General features: G+C 70.5%; 15 protein-coding genes. 13 read left to right on the top strand and 2 right to left on the bottom strand.

The genetic code is table 11. The features are described from left to right. Positions 1–3: 3 nt before the first annotated feature. From AB0D44_RS02610 to nuoN, 13 genes are read left to right on the top strand one after another with little or no spacing between them, the layout of a single operon-like run. Positions 4–558 carry an NADH-quinone oxidoreductase subunit B gene (locus AB0D44_RS02610; protein WP_007265818.1) on the top strand — a complete coding sequence of 185 codons (555 nt, stop codon included), beginning with the start codon at positions 4–6 and terminating at the stop codon, positions 556–558. Next, positions 555–1,292: an NADH-quinone oxidoreductase subunit C gene (locus AB0D44_RS02605; RefSeq protein ID WP_362583218.1), complete on the top strand. Its 738-nt coding sequence runs from the start codon at positions 555–557 to the stop codon at positions 1,290–1,292. The genes AB0D44_RS02610 and AB0D44_RS02605 overlap by 4 nt, the downstream gene beginning before the upstream one ends. Beyond that, the gene (locus AB0D44_RS02600; RefSeq protein ID WP_362583215.1) at positions 1,292–2,626 is read left to right on the top strand and encodes an NADH-quinone oxidoreductase subunit D; all 1,335 of its coding nucleotides are present in this window, start codon (positions 1,292–1,294) and stop codon (positions 2,624–2,626) included. The genes AB0D44_RS02605 and AB0D44_RS02600 overlap by 1 nt, the downstream gene beginning before the upstream one ends. After that, entirely contained in the window at positions 2,623–3,384 is a 762-nt protein-coding gene (nuoE, locus tag AB0D44_RS02595; RefSeq protein ID WP_362583213.1) for an NADH-quinone oxidoreductase subunit NuoE, read from the top strand. The genes AB0D44_RS02600 and nuoE overlap by 4 nt, the downstream gene beginning before the upstream one ends. Continuing rightward, a complete protein-coding gene (gene nuoF, locus AB0D44_RS02590; RefSeq protein ID WP_362583210.1) occupies positions 3,384–4,760 on the top strand; it encodes an NADH-quinone oxidoreductase subunit NuoF in 1,377 nt (458 codons plus the stop codon). Before nuoE ends, nuoF begins: the two co-directional genes overlap by 1 nt. Beyond that, positions 4,757–7,264 carry an NADH-quinone oxidoreductase subunit G gene (locus AB0D44_RS02585; RefSeq protein ID WP_362583207.1) on the top strand — a complete coding sequence of 836 codons (2,508 nt, stop codon included), beginning with the start codon at positions 4,757–4,759 and terminating at the stop codon, positions 7,262–7,264. The genes nuoF and AB0D44_RS02585 overlap by 4 nt, the downstream gene beginning before the upstream one ends. Beyond that, a complete protein-coding gene (gene nuoH / locus AB0D44_RS02580) occupies positions 7,261–8,631 on the top strand; it encodes an NADH-quinone oxidoreductase subunit NuoH (protein ID WP_362583205.1) in 1,371 nt (456 codons plus the stop codon). Before AB0D44_RS02585 ends, nuoH begins: the two co-directional genes overlap by 4 nt. Beyond that, the gene (gene nuoI, locus AB0D44_RS02575; protein ID WP_362583203.1) at positions 8,624–9,223 is read left to right on the top strand and encodes an NADH-quinone oxidoreductase subunit NuoI; all 600 of its coding nucleotides are present in this window, start codon (positions 8,624–8,626) and stop codon (positions 9,221–9,223) included. Before nuoH ends, nuoI begins: the two co-directional genes overlap by 8 nt. Continuing rightward, entirely contained in the window at positions 9,220–10,038 is an 819-nt protein-coding gene (locus AB0D44_RS02570) for an NADH-quinone oxidoreductase subunit J (RefSeq protein ID WP_362583200.1), read from the top strand. The genes nuoI and AB0D44_RS02570 overlap by 4 nt, the downstream gene beginning before the upstream one ends. Further along, positions 10,035–10,334, top strand: coding sequence for an NADH-quinone oxidoreductase subunit NuoK (gene nuoK / locus AB0D44_RS02565; RefSeq protein WP_045946785.1), 300 nt, complete (start codon positions 10,035–10,037; stop codon positions 10,332–10,334). Before AB0D44_RS02570 ends, nuoK begins: the two co-directional genes overlap by 4 nt. A 12-nt stretch (positions 10,335–10,346) precedes the next feature. Further along, positions 10,347–12,287: an NADH-quinone oxidoreductase subunit L gene (nuoL, locus tag AB0D44_RS02560; RefSeq protein WP_362583197.1), complete on the top strand. Its 1,941-nt coding sequence runs from the start codon at positions 10,347–10,349 to the stop codon at positions 12,285–12,287. 1 nt (position 12,288) lies between these two features. Next, positions 12,289–13,884, top strand: coding sequence for an NADH-quinone oxidoreductase subunit M (locus AB0D44_RS02555; RefSeq protein WP_362583195.1), 1,596 nt, complete (start codon positions 12,289–12,291; stop codon positions 13,882–13,884). 32 nt (positions 13,885–13,916) lie between these two features. Beyond that, positions 13,917–15,536, top strand: coding sequence for an NADH-quinone oxidoreductase subunit NuoN (nuoN, locus tag AB0D44_RS02550; RefSeq protein ID WP_362583417.1), 1,620 nt, complete (start codon positions 13,917–13,919; stop codon positions 15,534–15,536). 113 nt (positions 15,537–15,649) lie between these two features. Here the strand turns inward: nuoN and AB0D44_RS02545 are convergent, their stop codons facing one another. Beyond that, positions 15,650–16,228 carry a hypothetical protein gene (locus AB0D44_RS02545; protein WP_362583192.1) on the bottom strand — a complete coding sequence of 193 codons (579 nt, stop codon included), beginning with the start codon at positions 16,226–16,228 and terminating at the stop codon, positions 15,650–15,652. 194 nt (positions 16,229–16,422) lie between these two features. Next, positions 16,423–17,646 (bottom strand): fumarylacetoacetase, encoded by a 1,224-nt coding sequence (gene fahA / locus AB0D44_RS02540; protein WP_362583189.1) that lies wholly within the window; start codon positions 17,644–17,646, stop codon positions 16,423–16,425.

Below are 17,646 nucleotides of genomic sequence, written 5' to 3'. Positions count from 1 at the left end.
CCCATGGGACTGGAAGAGAAGCTGCCGAGCGGCTTTCTGCTGACCACCGTCGAACAGGCGGCGGGCTGGGTGCGCAAGTCGTCCGTCTTCCCCGCGACGTTCGGGCTGGCCTGCTGCGCCATCGAGATGATGACCACCGGAGCCGGCCGGTACGACCTGGCCCGCTTCGGCATGGAGGTCTTCCGGGGCTCCCCCCGCCAGGCCGACCTCATGATCGTGGCCGGCCGCGTCAGCCAGAAGATGGCGCCGGTGCTGCGCCAGGTGTACGACCAGATGCCGGCTCCGAAATGGGTCATCTCCATGGGGGTCTGTGCATCTTCGGGCGGAATGTTCAACAACTACGCGATCGTCCAGGGCGTCGACCACATCGTCCCGGTGGACATCTACCTGCCCGGCTGCCCGCCGCGCCCCGAGATGCTGATGGACGCGATCCTCAAGCTCCACCAGAAGATCCAGGGCTCGAAGCTCGGCGTGAACCGGGAAGAGGCGGCCCGTGAGGCGGAGGAGGCGGCCCTCAAGGCCCTCCCCACCATCGAGATGAAGGGGCTGCTCCGGTGAGCGAGACCCGAGAGCCGGACCACGGCGACAACGGCAACGGCGAGAACAACGTCCCCGCCCCGCGCGCGAGCGGCCCCGAGGTCATCGGCGTCCGCAAGGGCATGTTCGGAGCGGAGGCCGGCGGCGACACCAGCGGCTACGGCGGCCTGGTGCGCACCGTGGCCCTGCCCGGCGCGGCCAGCCGCCCCTACGGCTCCTACTTCGACGAAGTGGCCGACGAACTCGAAGGCGCCCTGGAGGAGCAGGACCTGGTCCCCGAGAACGCCATCGAGAAGACCGTGGTCGACCGCGGCGAGCTCACCTTCCACATCGCCCGCGAGCACCTCGTCCGCGTCGCGCGCACCCTGCGCGACGACCCGGCCCTGCGCTTCGAGCTCTGCACCGGCGTCTCCGGCGTGCACTTCCCCGGGGACAAGGGCCGCGAGCTGCACGCCGTCTACCACCTGCGCTCGCTCACCCACGGCCGGATCCTTCGGCTGGAGGTGTCCGTCCCGGACAGCGACCCGCACGTCCCCTCGCTCGTCTCGGTCTACCCGACCAACGACTGGCACGAGCGCGAGACGTACGACTTCTTCGGCCTGGTCTTCGACGGGCACCCGGCCCTCACCCGGATCATGATGCCGGACGACTGGCAGGGCTTCCCGCAGCGCAAGGACTACCCGCTCGGCGGCATCGCCGTCGAGTACAAGGGCGCCCAGATCCCGGCTCCCGACCAGCGGAGGTCGTACAGCTGATGAACACCCCGAACGCATCGCACCACGCCTCCGCGCGCGAGACGACCGAAGGCACCGTCTACACCGTCACCGGGGGCGACTGGGACGAGATCGTCCAGTCCGCGGCCAAGGCCGACGACGAGCGGATCGTCGTCAACATGGGCCCGCAGCACCCGTCCACCCACGGAGTGCTCCGCCTGATCCTGGAGATCGACGGCGAGACGGTCACCGAGGCCCGCTGTGGCATCGGCTACCTGCACACCGGCATCGAGAAGAACCTCGAATTCCGGAACTGGACGCAGGGCACCACCTTCGTGACGCGCATGGACTACCTGACGCCGTTCTTCAACGAGACGGCGTACTGCCTCGGCGTCGAGAAGCTGCTCGGCATCACCGACCAGATCCCGGACCGCGCCACGGTCATCCGCGTCCTGCTCATGGAGCTCAACCGGCTCTCCTCCCACCTGGTGTGCATCGCCACCGGCGGCATGGAGCTGGGCGCGACCACGATCATGATCTACGGCTTCCGGGACCGCGAGCTGATCCTCGACATCTTCGAGCTGATCACCGGACTGCGCATGAACCACGCGTTCGTCCGCCCCGGCGGGCTGGCGCAGGACCTGCCCCCCGGCGCGGTCGACCAGCTGCGCGAGTTCGTGAAGACCATGAAGAAGAACCTGCCGGAATACGACAAGCTCGCCACCGGCAACCCCATCTTCAAGGCCCGCATGCAGGACGTCGGCTACCTCGACCTCACCGGAGCCATGGCGCTGGGCGCCACCGGCCCGATCCTGCGCTCCGCGGGACTGCCCCACGACCTGCGCAAGTCGGACCCGTACTGCGGCTACGAGAACTACGAGTTCGACGTGCCGACCACCGACACCTGCGACTCCTACGGGCGCTTCCTGATCCGCCTGGAGGAGATGCGCCAGTCGCTGCGGATCGTCGAGCAGTGCCTGGACCGGCTGGAGCCGGGACCGGTGATGGTCGCCGACAAGAAGATCGCCTGGCCGGCACAGCTGGCCATGGGCCCCGACGGACTCGGCAACTCGCTCGACCACATCAAGAACATCATGGGCACCTCCATGGAGGCCCTCATCCACCACTTCAAGCTGGTGACCGAGGGCTTCCGGGTACCGGCCGGACAGGCCTACGCGGCCGTCGAGTCGCCCAAGGGCGAGCTCGGGGTGCACGTGGTCTCCGACGGCGGGACCCGCCCCTACCGGGTCCACTTCCGCGACCCGTCCTTCACCAATCTCCAGGCCATGGCAGCGATGTGCGAGGGCGGCCAGGTCGCCGACGTCATCGTCGCCGTCGCCTCCATCGACCCCGTGATGGGAGGCGTCGACCGATGACCGACATCTCATTGGGCATGCCGCAGCTTCCCGCCCCCGACTTCCCGGCCGACGTACGCGAGCGCCTCGAAGCGGACGCGAAGCAGGTCATCGCCCGCTACCCCGACAGCCGCAGCGCACTGCTGCCGCTGCTGCACCTGTGCCAGTCACAGGAGGGCCACGTCTCGCGCACCGGCATCCGCTTCTGCGCGGACGTGCTGGGGCTGACCACCGCCGAGGTCACGGCGGTGGCGACGTTCTACTCGATGTACCGGCGCAGGCCCTCCGGGGACTACCAGGTCGGCGTCTGTACGAACACCCTGTGCGCGGTCATGGGCGGCGACGCCATCTTCGAGGAGCTCAAGGAGCACCTCGGGGTCGGCAACAACGAGACCACCCCCGACGGCAAGGTCACCCTCGAGCACATCGAGTGCAACGCGGCCTGCGACTACGCCCCCGTGGTGATGGTCAACTGGGAGTTCTTCGACAACCAGACCCCCGAGTCCGCCAAGGCCATGGTGGACGACCTGCTGGCCGGCCGGCCCGTCCAGCCGACCCGGGGCGCGCCCCTGTGCACGTACAAGGAGACCGCCCGGATCCTCGCCGGCTTCCCCGACGAGCGCGAGGGCGCGGTCGAGGCGACCGGCGGCGCCGGCCCCGCCTCCCTGATCGGCCTGCGCATCGCCCGCGGCGAGTCCCCGCGCACCCCGATCGTGCACCCGCGCGGCGAGGCCGGCGGCGCGTCCCGCGGCGACACCACCACCGAGGGAGGGGAGTGATGTCCGTGTCTTCCAAGGAGAGTCACGAGGGCACCGCCCAGCCGGAGGCAGGGGGAGGGACGAGTCCGGAGAAGCTCCTCGCTCCCGTCCTGTCCGCGTTCTGGGACGAGCCCGCATCGTGGACGCTGGAGACCTACCGCCGGCACGAGGGCTACGAGGGCCTGCGCAAGGCCCTCGCGATGACCCCGGACGACCTCATCGCCTACGTGAAGGACTCGGGTCTGCGCGGACGCGGCGGCGCGGGCTTCCCCACCGGCATGAAGTGGCAGTTCATCCCGCAGGGCGACGGAAAGCCGCACTACCTCGTCGTGAACGCGGACGAATCGGAGCCGGGAACCTGCAAGGACATCCCCCTCCTCTTCGCCAACCCGCACTCCCTCATCGAGGGAATGATCATCGCCTGCTACGCGATCCGTTCGCAGCACGCCTTCATCTACCTGCGCGGCGAGGTCGTACCGGTCCTGCGGCGCCTGCACGAGGCGGTGCGCGAGGCGTACGCGGCCGGGTACCTCGGGAAGGACATCCTCGGGAGCGGGCTCGACCTCGACATCACGGTGCACGCGGGAGCGGGCGCGTACATCTGCGGCGAGGAGACGGCTTTGCTCGACTCCCTCGAAGGCCGGCGCGGTCAGCCCCGGCTGCGTCCTCCCTTCCCTGCCGTGGAGGGGCTCTACGCGTGCCCCACTGTCGTCAACAACGTGGAGTCCATCGCCTCGGTTCCCGCGATCCTGAACAAGGGCAAGGACTGGTTCAAGTCGATGGGGACCGAGAAGTCCCCCGGCTTCACGCTGTATTCGCTCTCCGGGCACGTCGCGGGCCCCGGCCAGTACGAGGCCCCGCTCGGCATCACCCTGCGCCAGCTGCTCGACATGAGCGGCGGGATGCGGCCCGGGCACCGGCTGAAGTTCTGGACCCCCGGCGGCTCCTCCACGCCCATGTTCACGGACGAGCACCTCGACGTCCCGCTCGACTACGAGGGCGTGGGCGCGGCCGGCTCGATGCTGGGCACCAAGGCGCTGCAGTGCTTCGACGAGACGACCTGCGTGGTGCGGGCCGTGACGCGCTGGACCGAGTTCTACGCCCACGAGTCCTGCGGCAAGTGCACACCGTGCCGCGAAGGCACGTACTGGCTCGTCCAGCTGCTGCGCGACATCGAGGCCGGCAAGGGCGTCATGTCCGACCTCGACAAGCTGAACGACATCGCCGACAACATCAACGGCAAGTCCTTCTGCGCACTCGGCGACGGCGCCGCCAGCCCCATCTTCTCCTCGCTGAAGTACTTCCGTGAGGAGTACGAGCAGCACATCACGGGCAAGGGCTGCCCCTTCGACCCCAGGAAGTCGACCCTCTGGGCTGACACGGAGGTGAACGCATGACCGTCACCAGTAACGCTCCCGCCGGTGGCGGAGGGGCCCCCGTACCTCCTGAGGACCTGGTGTCTCTCACCATCGACGGCATCGAGCTGTCGGTCCCCAAGGGCACGCTCGTCATCCGGGCCGCCGAGCAGCTCGGCATCGAGATCCCCCGGTTCTGCGACCACCCCCTCCTCGACCCGGCCGGCGCCTGCCGCCAGTGCATCGTCGAGGTCGAGGGCCAGCGCAAGCCGATGGCCTCCTGCACCATCACCTGCACCGACGGCATGGTCGTCAAGACCCAGCTGACCTCCCAGGTCGCGGACAAGGCCCAGCGCGGTGTGATGGAGCTGCTGCTCATCAACCACCCGCTGGACTGCCCGGTCTGCGACAAGGGCGGCGAGTGCCCGCTGCAGAACCAGGCGATGTCGCACGGCAACGCGGAGTCCCGCTTCGAGGGGAGGAAGCGGACGTACGAGAAGCCGGTCCCGATCTCCACCCAGGTGCTGCTGGACCGCGAGCGGTGCGTGCTCTGCGCGCGCTGCACCCGCTTCTCCAACCAGGTGGCCGGCGACCCGATGATCGAGCTGGTCGAGCGCGGCGCGCTCCAGCAGGTCGGCACCGGCGAGGGCGATCCCTTCGAGTCGTACTTCTCCGGCAACACCATCCAGATCTGCCCCGTCGGCGCCCTCACCTCCGCCGCCTACCGGTTCCGCTCCCGCCCCTTCGACCTCGTCTCCTCCCCGAGCGTGTGCGAGCACTGCGCGGGCGGCTGCGCGACCCGGACCGACCACCGCCGCGGCAAGGTGCTGCGCCGGCTGGCCGCGGAGGACCCCGAGGTCAACGAGGAGTGGATCTGCGACAAGGGCCGCTTCGCGTTCCGCTACGCACAGCAGCGGGACCGGCTCACCACCCCGCTGGTGCGCAGCGCCGCCGGAGTCCTGGAGCCCGCGAGCTGGCCCGAGGCCCTGGAGGCCGCGGCGAACGGTCTCGCCGCCGCGCGCGGCCGGGCCGGGGTGCTGACCGGCGGACGCCTCACCGTCGAGGACGCCTACGCGTACGCCAAGTTCGCGCGGGTGGTCCTGGACACCAACGACATCGACTTCCGGGCCCGGATCCACAGCGCGGAGGAGGCCGACTTCCTGGCCGCCACCGTGGCCGGCACCGGCAAGGACCTCGACGGCACGGGCGTCACGTACGCCTCCCTGGAGGCGGCGCCCGCCGTCCTGCTCGCCGGCATCGAGTCCGAGGAGGAGGCCCCCGGGGTCTTCCTGCGGCTGCGCAAGGCCCACCGCAAGCACAAGCAGCGGACCTTCGCCCTCGCCCCCTTCGCCACCCGCGGCCTGGAGAAGGCGGGCGGCACCCTGCTGGCCGCCGCCCCCGGCACCGAGCCCGAGTGGCTGGAGGCCCTCGCCTCCCGGACCGGTCTGGAGGCGGGCGGCGCGGCCGCCGCCGAGGCGCTGCGCCAGAGCGGCGCGGTCATCGTCGTCGGCGAGCGCCTCGCCGGGGTGCCGGGCGCGCTGACCGCCGCGGTACGGGCCGCCGCCGCGACCGGGGCGGCGCTGGTGTGGATCCCGCGCCGCGCCGGTGAACGGGCCGCGGTCGAGGCGGGCGCGCTGCCGTCGCTGCTGCCCGGTGGGCGTCCCGCCACCGACCCGCGGGCCCGCGACGAGGTCGCCACCGCCTGGGGGCTGGACGAACTCCCGCACCGCTACGGCCGCGACACCGGCCAGATCGTCGAGGCCGCGGCCACCCGCGAACTGTCCGCCCTGCTGGTGGCGGGCGTCGAGATCGCGGACCTGCCCGACCCGGCCCGCGCGCGGACCGCTCTCCAGGAGGCCTTCGTGGTCTGCCTGGAGCTGCGGCCCAGCGAGGTCACCGCGCACGCGGACGTGGTCTTCCCGGTCGCCGCGGTGGTCGAGAAGGCGGGCGCCTTCATCAACTGGGAGGGCAGGGTCCGGCCGTTCGAGGCCGCGCTCAAGCCCGACCAGATGACCCGCCGACTGGCCCCGGCCGACGCCCGCGTGCTGCACATGCTGGCCGACGCCGCAGACCGGCCGATCGCGCTGGGCGACGTGCACGCCGTACGCCGGGAGCTGGAGCGGCTCGGCCCGTGGGAGGGACCGCTCGCCACCGAGCAGTCCGCCGACCCGGTGCCGCTGCCCCGCCCCGGCACCGGCGAGGCGGTCCTCGCGGGCCACCGGCTCCTGCTCGACCAGGGCAGGCTCCAGGAGGGCGACGAGGCCCTGGCCGGCACCCGGCACGAGGCGAGCGCCCGGCTCTCGGCGGCCACGGCGGCCGAGACGGGCGTCAAGAACGGGGACGTCCTCGCGGTCACCGGCCCGGCCGGCTCCGTGGAACTGCCCCTGCGGATCACCGAGATGCCCGACCGCGTGGTCTGGCTCCCGCTGAACTCCACCGGGTCCGGGGTCCTCTCCGACACCGGTGCCCGCCCGGGCACCCTCGTCCGGATCGGCCCCGCGACCCCGGCCGGCACCGGTGACACCACTGCGGAGGTGGGCGCGTGAACGCGGTACAGCTTGCCGCCGAGGACCTGTCCCTGTTCGGCAGGGACGTCTGGTGGCTCGTCGTGATCAAGGCGGTGTTCTGCTTCGCCTTCCTGATGGTGACCGTGCTCTTCTCCATCGTGTGGGAGCGCAAGGTCGTCGCCTGGATGCAGCTGCGCATCGGACCCAACCGGCACGGTCCCTGGGGCCTCCTGCAGTCGCTCGCCGACGGCGTCAAGCTGATGCTGAAGGAAGACGTCATCGTCAAGCGGGCCGACAAGGTGGTCTACGTACTGGCCCCGATCGTCGCGGCGATCCCGGCCTTCATGGCCATCGCGGTGATCCCCTTCGGCCCCTCGGGCAACGAGGTCTCCATCTTCGGCCAGCGCACCACGATGCAGCTGACCGACCTGCCCATCGCGATGCTCTACGTCCTCGCCGTGGCCTCGGTCGGCATCTACGGCATCGTGCTGGCGGGCTGGTCCTCCGGCTCGACCTATCCGCTCCTCGGCGGCCTGCGCTCCTGCGCGCAGATGATCTCCTACGAGATCGCGATGGGCGCGGCCTTCGCCTCGGTCTTCCTCTACTCCGGGTCGATGTCGACCTCGGCGATCGTGGAGGCACAGGCGGACCGCTGGTACATCGTCCTGCTGCCGGTCTCCTTCATCATCTACGTCGTCACGATGGTCGGCGAGACGAACCGCGCCCCCTTCGACATGCCGGAGTCCGAGGGCGACCTGGTCGGCGGCTTCAACACCGAGTACTCGTCCATCAAGTTCGCGCTGTTCATGCTCGCCGAGTACGTCAACATGGTCACCGTCTCGGCGGTCTCGGTCACCCTCTTCCTGGGCGGCTGGCGGGCCCCGGCGCCGATCTCCACGTACTGGGAGGGCGCGAACCACGGCTGGTGGCCGATGCTCTGGTTCGTCCTCAAGGTGCAGCTGCTGCTCTTCTTCTTCATCTGGCTGCGCGGCACGCTGCCCCGCGTGCGCTACGACCAGCTGATGAAGCTCGGCTGGAAGGTCCTGATCCCGGTCTCCGTGGTCTGGCTGATGCTGGTCGCGACCGTCCGGGCGCTGCGCAACGAGAGGTACGACTTCAGCGAGATCGTCCTCTACGTCGGCGGCGCCGTCGTGGCGATCCTGCTCCTCTCCTTCGTCGCGGACCTGTTCCGGGACAAGCGCGAGAAGGCCGCCGCAAAGGCCGAGGGCAAGGCCGCCGCGGCCGAGCCCTTCGACCCGCTCGCCGGCGGATTCCCCGTACCGCCCAAGCCCGGCCAGCACCTGGCACCCGTACCGCGCAGGCGGCCCCGCAGCGAGCGGGAGCTGATTGTCAGTGGCGGGACGAATACTGAGAGTGACCGAGAGGAGGGTGCTGAAAATGTCTGACGCCGACCAGAGCGAAAAGTGGCAGAACCCGGTGGCCGGCTTCGGCGTGACCTTCAAGGCCATGTTCAAGAAGCGCCTCACCGAGCAGTACCCGGAGCAGCAGAAGACCACCGCCCCGCGCTTCCACGGACGCCACCAGCTCAACCGGCACCCCGACGGCCTGGAGAAGTGCATCGGCTGCGAGCTGTGCGCCTGGGCCTGTCCCGCCGACGCCATCTACGTGGAGGGCGCGGACAACACGGAGGAGGAGCGCTACTCCCCGGGCGAGCGGTACGGCCGGGTCTACCAGATCAACTACGCCCGCTGCATCCTGTGCGGGCTGTGCGTCGAGGCGTGCCCGACGAGGGCGCTGACCATGACGAACGAGTTCGAACTGGCCGACGCCAGCCGCGAATCGCTCATCTACACCAAGGAGCAGCTGCTCGCCGGTCTCACCGAGGGCATGGTCGAGGCGCCGCACGCGATGTTCCCCGGCACCGAGGACACGGACTACTACCGCGGGCTGGTGACCGGGGCGGCCCCGGGCACGGTCCGGCAGGCGGCCGTCTCCAAGGGCGAGGCCGCGGAAGACACCGAGGAGGTCCAGGCATGAGCGCCCTCGCCGCCGCCACCCTGACCTCCACGGGCGAGGCGGTCCAGTTCTGGGTCCTCGGCACCGTTGCCGTCATCGGCGCGCTGGCCACGATCCTGATGAAGAAGGCCGTGCACAGCGCCCTCAGCCTGGCCGGGACGATGATCGTCCTGGCGGTCTTCTACCTCGCCAACGGGGCGTACTTCCTGGGCGTCGTCCAGGTCATCGTCTACACCGGCGCCATCATGATGCTCTTCCTCTTCGTGGTCATGCTCGTCGGCGTCACCGCCGCCGACTCCCTGAAGGAGACCATCAAGGGACAGCGCTGGCTGGCCGTCCTGTGCGGGCTGGGGTTCGGCATCCTGCTGATCGCCGGCATCGGCAACGCCCGGCTCACCCACTTCAACGGCCTGGGCCGGATCAACTCCGCCGGGCACGTCGAGGGGCTGGCCCAGCTGATCTTCACCAAGTACGTCTTCGCCTTCGAGATCACCGGCGCGCTGCTGATCACCGCGGCCGTCGGCGCGATGGTGCTCACCCACCGCGAGCGCACCGAGCGGGCCGCCACCCAGCGCGAGCTGGCCGAGCGGCGCGTCCGCGAGGGCGTGCAGCTCCCGCCGCTGCCCGCGCCCGGCGTCTACGCCCGGCACAACGCGGTGGACATCGCCGGTCTGCTGCCGGACGGCACCCCGTCCGAGCTGACGGTCAGCAAGACCCTGCGCGCCCGCGGCCAGATCCGGGACGTCTCCGCCGAGGCGCTGGACGACCTCAAGGCACTGGAGCGGCGGTCCGCGGAGCGCCTCGGCCGTGACGCGCGCGAGGAGGCCTCCAAGTGAATCCGGTCAACTACCTGTACCTGGCCGCCCTGCTGTTCACCATCGGCGCGGCCGGAGTGCTGATCCGCAGGAACGCGATCGTGCTGTTCATGTGCGTCGAGCTGATGCTCAACGCCTGCAACCTCGCCTTCGTCGCCTTCTCGCGGATGCACGGCAACCTCGACGGCCAGATCATCGCGTTCTTCACGATGGTCGTCGCCGCCGCGGAGGTCGTGGTCGGCCTGGCGATCATCGTGTCGCTGTTCCGTACCCGCCACTCGGCCTCGGTCGACGACGCCAGCCTGATGAAGCTGTAAGGGGCGTTCACAGTGGAGAATCTGATTGCGCTGCTGGTGGCAGCGCCCCTGCTCGGAGCGGCGGTGCTGCTGTGCGGCGGCCGGCGCCTCGACAAGACCGGCCACTGGATCGGCACCCTGCTCGCGGCCGTCTCCTTCGGCATCGGCGCCGTGCTGTTCGCCGACATGCTGGGGCGCGGCGCCGAGGACCGGGCCCTGCACCAGAGGCTGTTCAGCTGGGTGCCGGTGGAGGGCTTCCAGGCGGACATCGCCTTCCAGCTGGACCAGCTGTCGATGACCTTCGTCCTGCTGATCTCCGGGGTGGGCACGCTCATCCACGTGTACTCGATCGGGTACATGGAGCACGACGAGCGCCGCCGCCGCTTCTTCGGCTACCTCAACCTGTTCGTCGCGGCCATGCTGCTGCTGGTCGTCGCCGACAACTACCTCCTGCTGTACTTCGGCTGGGAGGGCGTGGGCCTCGCCTCGTACCTCCTGATCGGCTTCTGGCAGCACAAGCCCAGCGCGGCCACGGCCGCGAAGAAGGCCTTCCTGGTCAACCGGGTCGGCGACATGGGCCTGTCGATCGCGATCATGCTGATGTTCACCACCTTCGGGACCTTCGCCTTCGGCCCGGTGCTCGGGGCGGTGGGCGAGACGTCGGAGGGCACGCTGACGGCGATCGGCCTGATGCTGCTGCTGGCCGCCTGCGGAAAGTCGGCGCAGGTGCCGCTGCAGTCCTGGCTCGGCGACGCCATGGAGGGCCCGACCCCGGTCTCGGCCCTGATCCACGCGGCGACCATGGTGACGGCGGGCGTGTACCTGATCGTCCGCTCGGGGGCCGTCTTCAACGCGGCCCCGGACGCCCAGCTGGCGGTCACCGTCGTGGGCGCGGTCACGCTCCTCTTCGGTGCGATCGTCGGTTGCGCCAAGGACGACATCAAGAAGGCCCTCGCCGGGTCGACGATGTCCCAGATCGGCTACATGATCCTGGCCGCGGGCCTCGGCCCGATCGGCTACGTGTTCGCGATCATGCACCTCGTGACGCACGGCTTCTTCAAGGCCGGCCTCTTCCTCGGCGCGGGTTCCGTGATGCACGGGATGAACGACGAGGTCGACATGCGCAAGTACGGCGGCCTGCGCAGGTACATGCCGGTCACCTTCGTCACCTTCGGCCTCGGCTACCTGGCGATCATCGGCTTCCCGGGCCTGTCCGGGTTCTTCTCCAAGGACATGATCATCGAGGCGGCCTTCGCCAAGGGCGGCACCACGGGCTGGATCCTCGGCGGTGTCGCCCTGCTGGGCGCCGGCATCACCGCCTTCTACATGACCCGCGTCATGCTCCTCACCTTCTTCGGCGAGAAGCGCTGGCAGCCGGCGCCGGACCCGGACACGACGCCCGGCGTGGAGCCCGGCATCGAGGTCCACCCCGGGGAGCTGCCGCACCCGCACGAATCGCCGAAGTCGATGACCGTTCCGATGATCGTGCTGGCCTTCGGGTCGGTGTTCGCGGGCGGGCTCTTCGGGGTCGGCGACCGCTTCCTGAAGTGGCTCGAGCCCGTCACCGGGTACGAGCACGGCCACCCGCCGGTCAGCGCCATGACGGTGACCCTGTCGACCATGGTGGTCCTCGTCATCGGCGTCGGCATCGCCTGGGCGATGTACGGCCGGCGGCCCGTCCCCGTGGTCGCCCCGCGCGGCTCGCTCCTCACCCGCGCGGCCCGACGGGACCTGCTCCAGGACGACTTCAACCACGTCGTGCTGGTGCGCGGCGGGGAGCACCTGACCCGCTCCCTCGTGTACGTCGACCACAGCCTGGTCGACGGGGTGGTCAACGGCACGGCCGCCTCGGTCGGCGGACTGTCCGGCCGGCTGCGCAGGCTGCAGAACGGCTACGCCCGCAGCTACGCGGTCTCGATGTTCGGGGGGACGGCGATCCTGGTCGCCGCGACCCTGCTGATGAGGGCGGTGTGAGATGAGTTTCCCGCTTCTGACGGTGACGGCCGCGGTCCCCGCGGTCGGCGCGATCCTGACGGCGGCCGTCCCGGCCGCCCGCCGGACCGCCGCCAAGTGGCTCGCCCTGCTCTTCTCCCTGGCGACCCTGGTCCTGGCCGTGCTCGTCGCGGTCCGCTTCGAGCCCGGCGGCGACCGCTACCAGCTCACCGAATCCCGGGCCTGGATCGCCGACTTCGGGGTCCGCTACGAGCTGGGCGTGGACGGCATCGGGGTGGCGCTCATCGCGCTCACGGCCCTGCTGGTCCCCTTCGTGATCGGGGCCGGCTGGCACGACGCCGATCCGCCGGCCGAGTCCACGAGTGGCTCCGCCACGTGGCACCCTTCGCGCTGGCGGCCGACGCAGGGCTTCTTCGCCCTGATCCTGCTGGTCGAGGCGATGGTGATCATCTCCTTCGAGGCCACCGACGTCTTCCTCTTCTACATCTTCTTCGAAGCCATGCTCATCCCGATGTACTTCCTCATCGGCGGCTTCGGGGACCGGGCCCACGCGGGGTCCGATGAGAACGCGGCCGCGCAGCGCTCGTACGCGGCCGTCAAGTTCCTCCTCTACAACCTGGTCGGCGGCCTGATCATGCTGGCCGCCGTCATCGGGCTGTACGTGGTCGCCGGGAACTTCTCGCTCCAGGAGATCGCCGCCGCCCGCGCCGCGGGCACGCTCGACATGGCGACCAACACCGAGCGGCTGCTGTTCCTCGGCTTCTTCTTCGCCTTCGCGGTGAAGGCCCCGCTGTGGCCGCTGCACACCTGGCTGCCCAACGCGATGGGCGAGGCCACCGCCCCGGTCGCCGTACTGATCACCGCGGTCGTCGACAAGGTCGGCACCTTCGCGATGCTCCGCTTCTGCCTCGGCCTCTTCCCCGAGGCCAGCAAGTGGGCCACGCCGGTGATCCTGGTCCTGGCCCTGATCAGCATCGTCTACGGCGCGCTGGTCGCGGTCGGGCAGCGCGACATCAAGCGGCTGGTCGCCTACGCCTCCATCTCGCACTTCGGGTTCATCATCCTCGGCATCTTCGCGATGACCTCCCAGGGCCAGTCCGGTGCGACGCTCTACATGGTCAACCACGGCATCTCGACGGCGGCGCTGATGCTGGTGGCCGGCTTCCTGATCTCGCGGCGCGGCTCGCGGCTCATCGCCGACTACGGCGGCGTGCAGAAGGTGGCCCCGGTCCTCGCGGGCACCTTCCTGATCGGCGGCCTCGCCACCCTCTCGCTGCCGGGGCTCGCCCCGTTCGTCAGCGAGTTCCTGGTCCTGGTCGGCACCTTCGCCCGGTACCCGGTCGTCGGCATCATCGCCACCATCGGCATCGTGCTGGCCGCGCTCTACACGCTGGTGCTCTACCAGCGCACGATGACCGGCCCCGTGAAGGAGGAGGTCCGCAGCCTGCCGGACCTGCGCCTGCGGGAGGTGCTGGTGGTCGCCCCGCTGATCGCGCTGCTGATCGGGCTGGGCGTGTACCCGAAGGTGCTGACCGACATCGTCAACCCGGCGGTGAAGCACACCATGTCGGACGTGAAGCAGACCGACCCCGCACCTGAAGTGGAGGCGGCGAAGTGAGCACACTGACTTCCGCCCACAGCCTGTGGCCGCTGGCGGCCGAGGCACCGGCCGACCGGATCCCGGCCCCGGTCATCGAGTACGCGCAGCTCGCACCCACGCTGATCGTGGTGGGCGCGGCGGTGCTCGGGATCCTGGTCGAGGCCTTCGTACCGCGCAAGTCCCGCTACTACGTGCAGGTGTTCCTCGCCGTCGCCGCGCTGGCCTCGGCCTTCGCGGCGGTCGTGGGTCTCGCGGCCGGCGGGTACGGGAGCACCAAGGCGCACATCGCGGCGATGGGCGCCATCGCCGTGGACGGTCCCGCGCTGTTCCTGCAGGGCACCATCCTGCTGGCCTCGGTTGTCGCGGTCTTCACCTTCGCCGAGCGGCGCCTCGACCCGGCCGCGCACGGCAACCGGGTGGACTCCTTCGCCGCCCAGGCGGCGTCCGTACCGGGCAGCGAGAGCGAGCAGGCCGCCGTCAAGGCCGGGTTCACCACCACCGAGGTGTTCCCGCTGGCGCTGTTCGCGATCGCCGGAATGCTGATCTTCCCGGCGGCCAACGACCTGCTGACGCTGTTCATCGCGCTGGAGGTCTTCTCCCTCCCGCTGTACCTGCTCTGCGCCGTCGCCCGCCGCCAGCGGCTGATGTCGCAGGAGGCCGCGGTCAAGTACTTCCTGCTGGGCGCCTTCTCCTCGGCCTTCCTCCTCTTCGGCATCGCACTGCTCTACGGGTACGCGGGCTCGGTGTCGTACGCGGCGATCGCCGACGTGGTGGACGGCACGGTCACCAAGCTCGACCCGGCGCTGGCCGACACCATGGGCAACGACGCGCTGCTGCTGATCGGCGGTGCGCTGATCCTGATGGGCCTGCTCTTCAAGGTCGGCGCCGTCCCCTTCCACATGTGGACCCCGGACGTCTACCAGGGCGCTCCGACCCCGGTCACCGGCTTCATGGCGGCAGCGACGAAGGTGGCCGCGTTCGGCGCGCTGCTGCGTCTGCTCTACGTGGTCCTGCCCGGCCTGCGGTGGGACTGGCGGCCGGTGATGTGGGGCGTCGCGATCGTCACGATGCTCGCGGGCGCGGTGATCGCCGTGACCCAGACCGACGTCAAGCGGCTGCTCGCCTACTCCTCGATCGCGCATGCGGGCTTCATCCTGGCCGGTGTGATCGCGACCTCGGCGGAGGGCGTGAAGTCCGTCCTGTTCTACCTGGGCGCGTACTCCTTCGTGACGATCGGCGCCTTCGCGGTGGTCACGCTGGTGCGCGACGCGGGCGGGGAGGCGACGCACCTGTCCAAGTGGGCCGGTCTGGGCCGCCGTTCGCCGCTGACCGCGGCGGTCTTCGCGGTGTTCCTGCTGGCCTTCGCCGGTATTCCGCTGACGTCCGGCTTCGCGGGCAAGTTCGCCGTGTTCAAGGCGGCGGCGGAGGGCGGCGCCGGGGCGCTGGTGGTGGTCGGTGTCCTCTCGTCCGCGATCGCCGCGTTCTTCTACATCCGGGTGATCGTCCTGATGTTCTTCAGCGAGCCGAAGGCCGACGGCCCCACGGTGGCCGTCCCCTCGCCGCTGACGATGACGACGATCGCGGTGGGCGTCGCGGTGACCGTGGTCCTGGGCGTGGCCCCGCAGTACTTCCTGGACCTGGCGGGGCAGGCGAGCACCTTCGTCCGCTGACCGGTCCGGCGCGTGGTGAAGGGTCCGGCTCCCTGTGGAAGGGAGTCGGACCCTTTGCCGTGGTCTCGCGAGTCCGACCAGCGTATCGCCGGAGATTCCCGGAGAACTCGCCCTCACGGGTGAGTCATATGCCCGGGGCACGTGAGCGCGGGGTTCCAATTGTGGAAACGGCCGGCCGGGTTCTTCGCGTACGCCCACATGTGGAGGTCGTAGTGCTTGGGCATGCCCGCCCAGTGGCCGGGCATGGGCCCGTCGAAGGGCAGCCCGAACATGCTCGGCCGGTCATTGGTGGTCGCCAGGTCCTGGTCCCCGTCCGTGGCCATCCATTCCACGGTCTGCAGCTTGCGGCGGCCGTTGCGGTCCTTCTCGGTGCTGTAGAGGAGCGCGGTCGGCCTGCTGGGATCCAGCGAGCCCCAATTGGCCTGCTTGACGTAGTGGTAGCCCATGGAGCCCACCCCGAACGGGTTGGTCATGCACTCCTCGCCGTGCGGGACGTACCCGTCCTTGATCGCCTCCTGCTCGTCCACGTACTTGGCCGTGACCCGGATCGCCGTCGCCATGTCCCTCATGGCCTGGACGTTGCGCGGATCGGGCGCGGGCCCGTCGACCCCGTGCGCCGGGGCCACGGCGGCCAGGCCGAGTGACACGGCGGCCGCGCAGGCGAGGGCGGTCTTCAAGCTGCGTACGGTCATGGGCGGCGGCTCCTCGCGGTGGGGGTACGGGGTACGGGTTCCCGCTTCCCGGTCGTCCGTCCACCATCCCGGCCCGTCCCCCGCCCCGCACCCGGCGCGCCTCCGAACGGGGGGCGGGCGCGGGCCGTCCGCGCGTACGCCGGCCGGGCGGGGCGGTGGAAGGATCCGCCACCCCGCCACAACCGAATGCCGGACTAGCGGGATCCCACGATGCGGCCGGTGACCTCGCCGAGGCCCACGCGGGTGCCCGCGGCGCCGGGCGCCCAGGCGGTGAGCGTGACGGTGTCCCCGTCCTCCAGGAAGGTGCGCTTGCCGTCGGCGAGTTCGATCGCGTCGCGCCCGTTCCAGGTCAGCTCCAGCAGCGAGCCGCGCTGGCCGGTCTCGGGGCCGCTGACCGTTCCGGAGCCGTAGACGTCACCGGTGCGCAGGGAGGCGCCGTTGACCGTCATGTGGGCGAGCTGCTGGGCGGCGGTCCAGTACATCGACGCGAACGGCGGCTGCGCGACCTCCTGCCCGTTGATGGAGACGGTGATGCGCAGGTCGAAGCCGCCGGGCCGGTCGGCGGAGGCGTCGTCGAGGTAGGGCAGCAGCGGGAAGTCCCGGGCGGGCGGGGCGACCCGGGCCGCGTCCAGGGCCTCCAGCGGGGTCACCCAGGCGGAGACGGAGGTGGCGAAGGACTTCCCGAGGAAGGGGCCGAGCGGCACGTACTCCCAGGCCTGGATGTCGCGCGCCGACCAGTCGTTGAGGAGGAACAGCCCGAAGACGTGGTCCTCGAACTCGCCCAGCGCCACCGGGCGGCCCAGTTCGGAGGGGGTGCCGACGACGAAGCCGACCTCGGCCTCGATGTCGAGCTTGACCGACGGGCCGAAGACGGGCGCCGGGTCGGCGGGCGCCTTGCGCTGCCCGCAGGGCCGTACGACGTCCGTGCCGGACACGACGATGGTGCCCGATCGGCCGTGGTAACCGATCGGCAGGTGCTTCCAGTTGGGGGTCAGGGCGTCCCCGTCGGGCCGGAAGATCCGACCGACGTTGGTGGCGTGGTGCTCGCTCGCGTAGAAGTCGACGTAATCGGCGACCTCGTACGGCAGGTGCAGCGTCACGGCGTCGAGCGCCGTCAGGTGCGGCTCGACGGCGGGACGGTGGCCGGGGTCGGTGACCCACGCGGTCAGCGCGCGGCGCACGTCGCGCCAGGTGGTGCGCCCGGCCGCCAGCAGCGGGTTGAGCGAGGGCTGCCCGAGCAGCCCGGCGTAGGGGGAACCGAGTGCGGCCGCGGCCGCCCCCGCGTCGAGCACGTGTCCGCCGATCCGCACGCCGATCCGGCGGCGGTCTTCCCCGGCGGTCGAGAAGACGCCGTAGGGGAGGTTGTGCGGCCCGAACGGGTCGCCCTCGGGAACATCGAGGGGGCTCTGCTGGGGCAT

Source organism: Streptomyces sp. NPDC048349 (assembly GCF_040651925.1).
Lineage (GTDB): Bacteria > Actinomycetota > Actinomycetes > Streptomycetales > Streptomycetaceae > Streptomyces.
The sequence above is the reverse complement of the archived record's forward strand: the minus strand, read 5'-3'. Positions and strand labels throughout refer to the sequence as shown.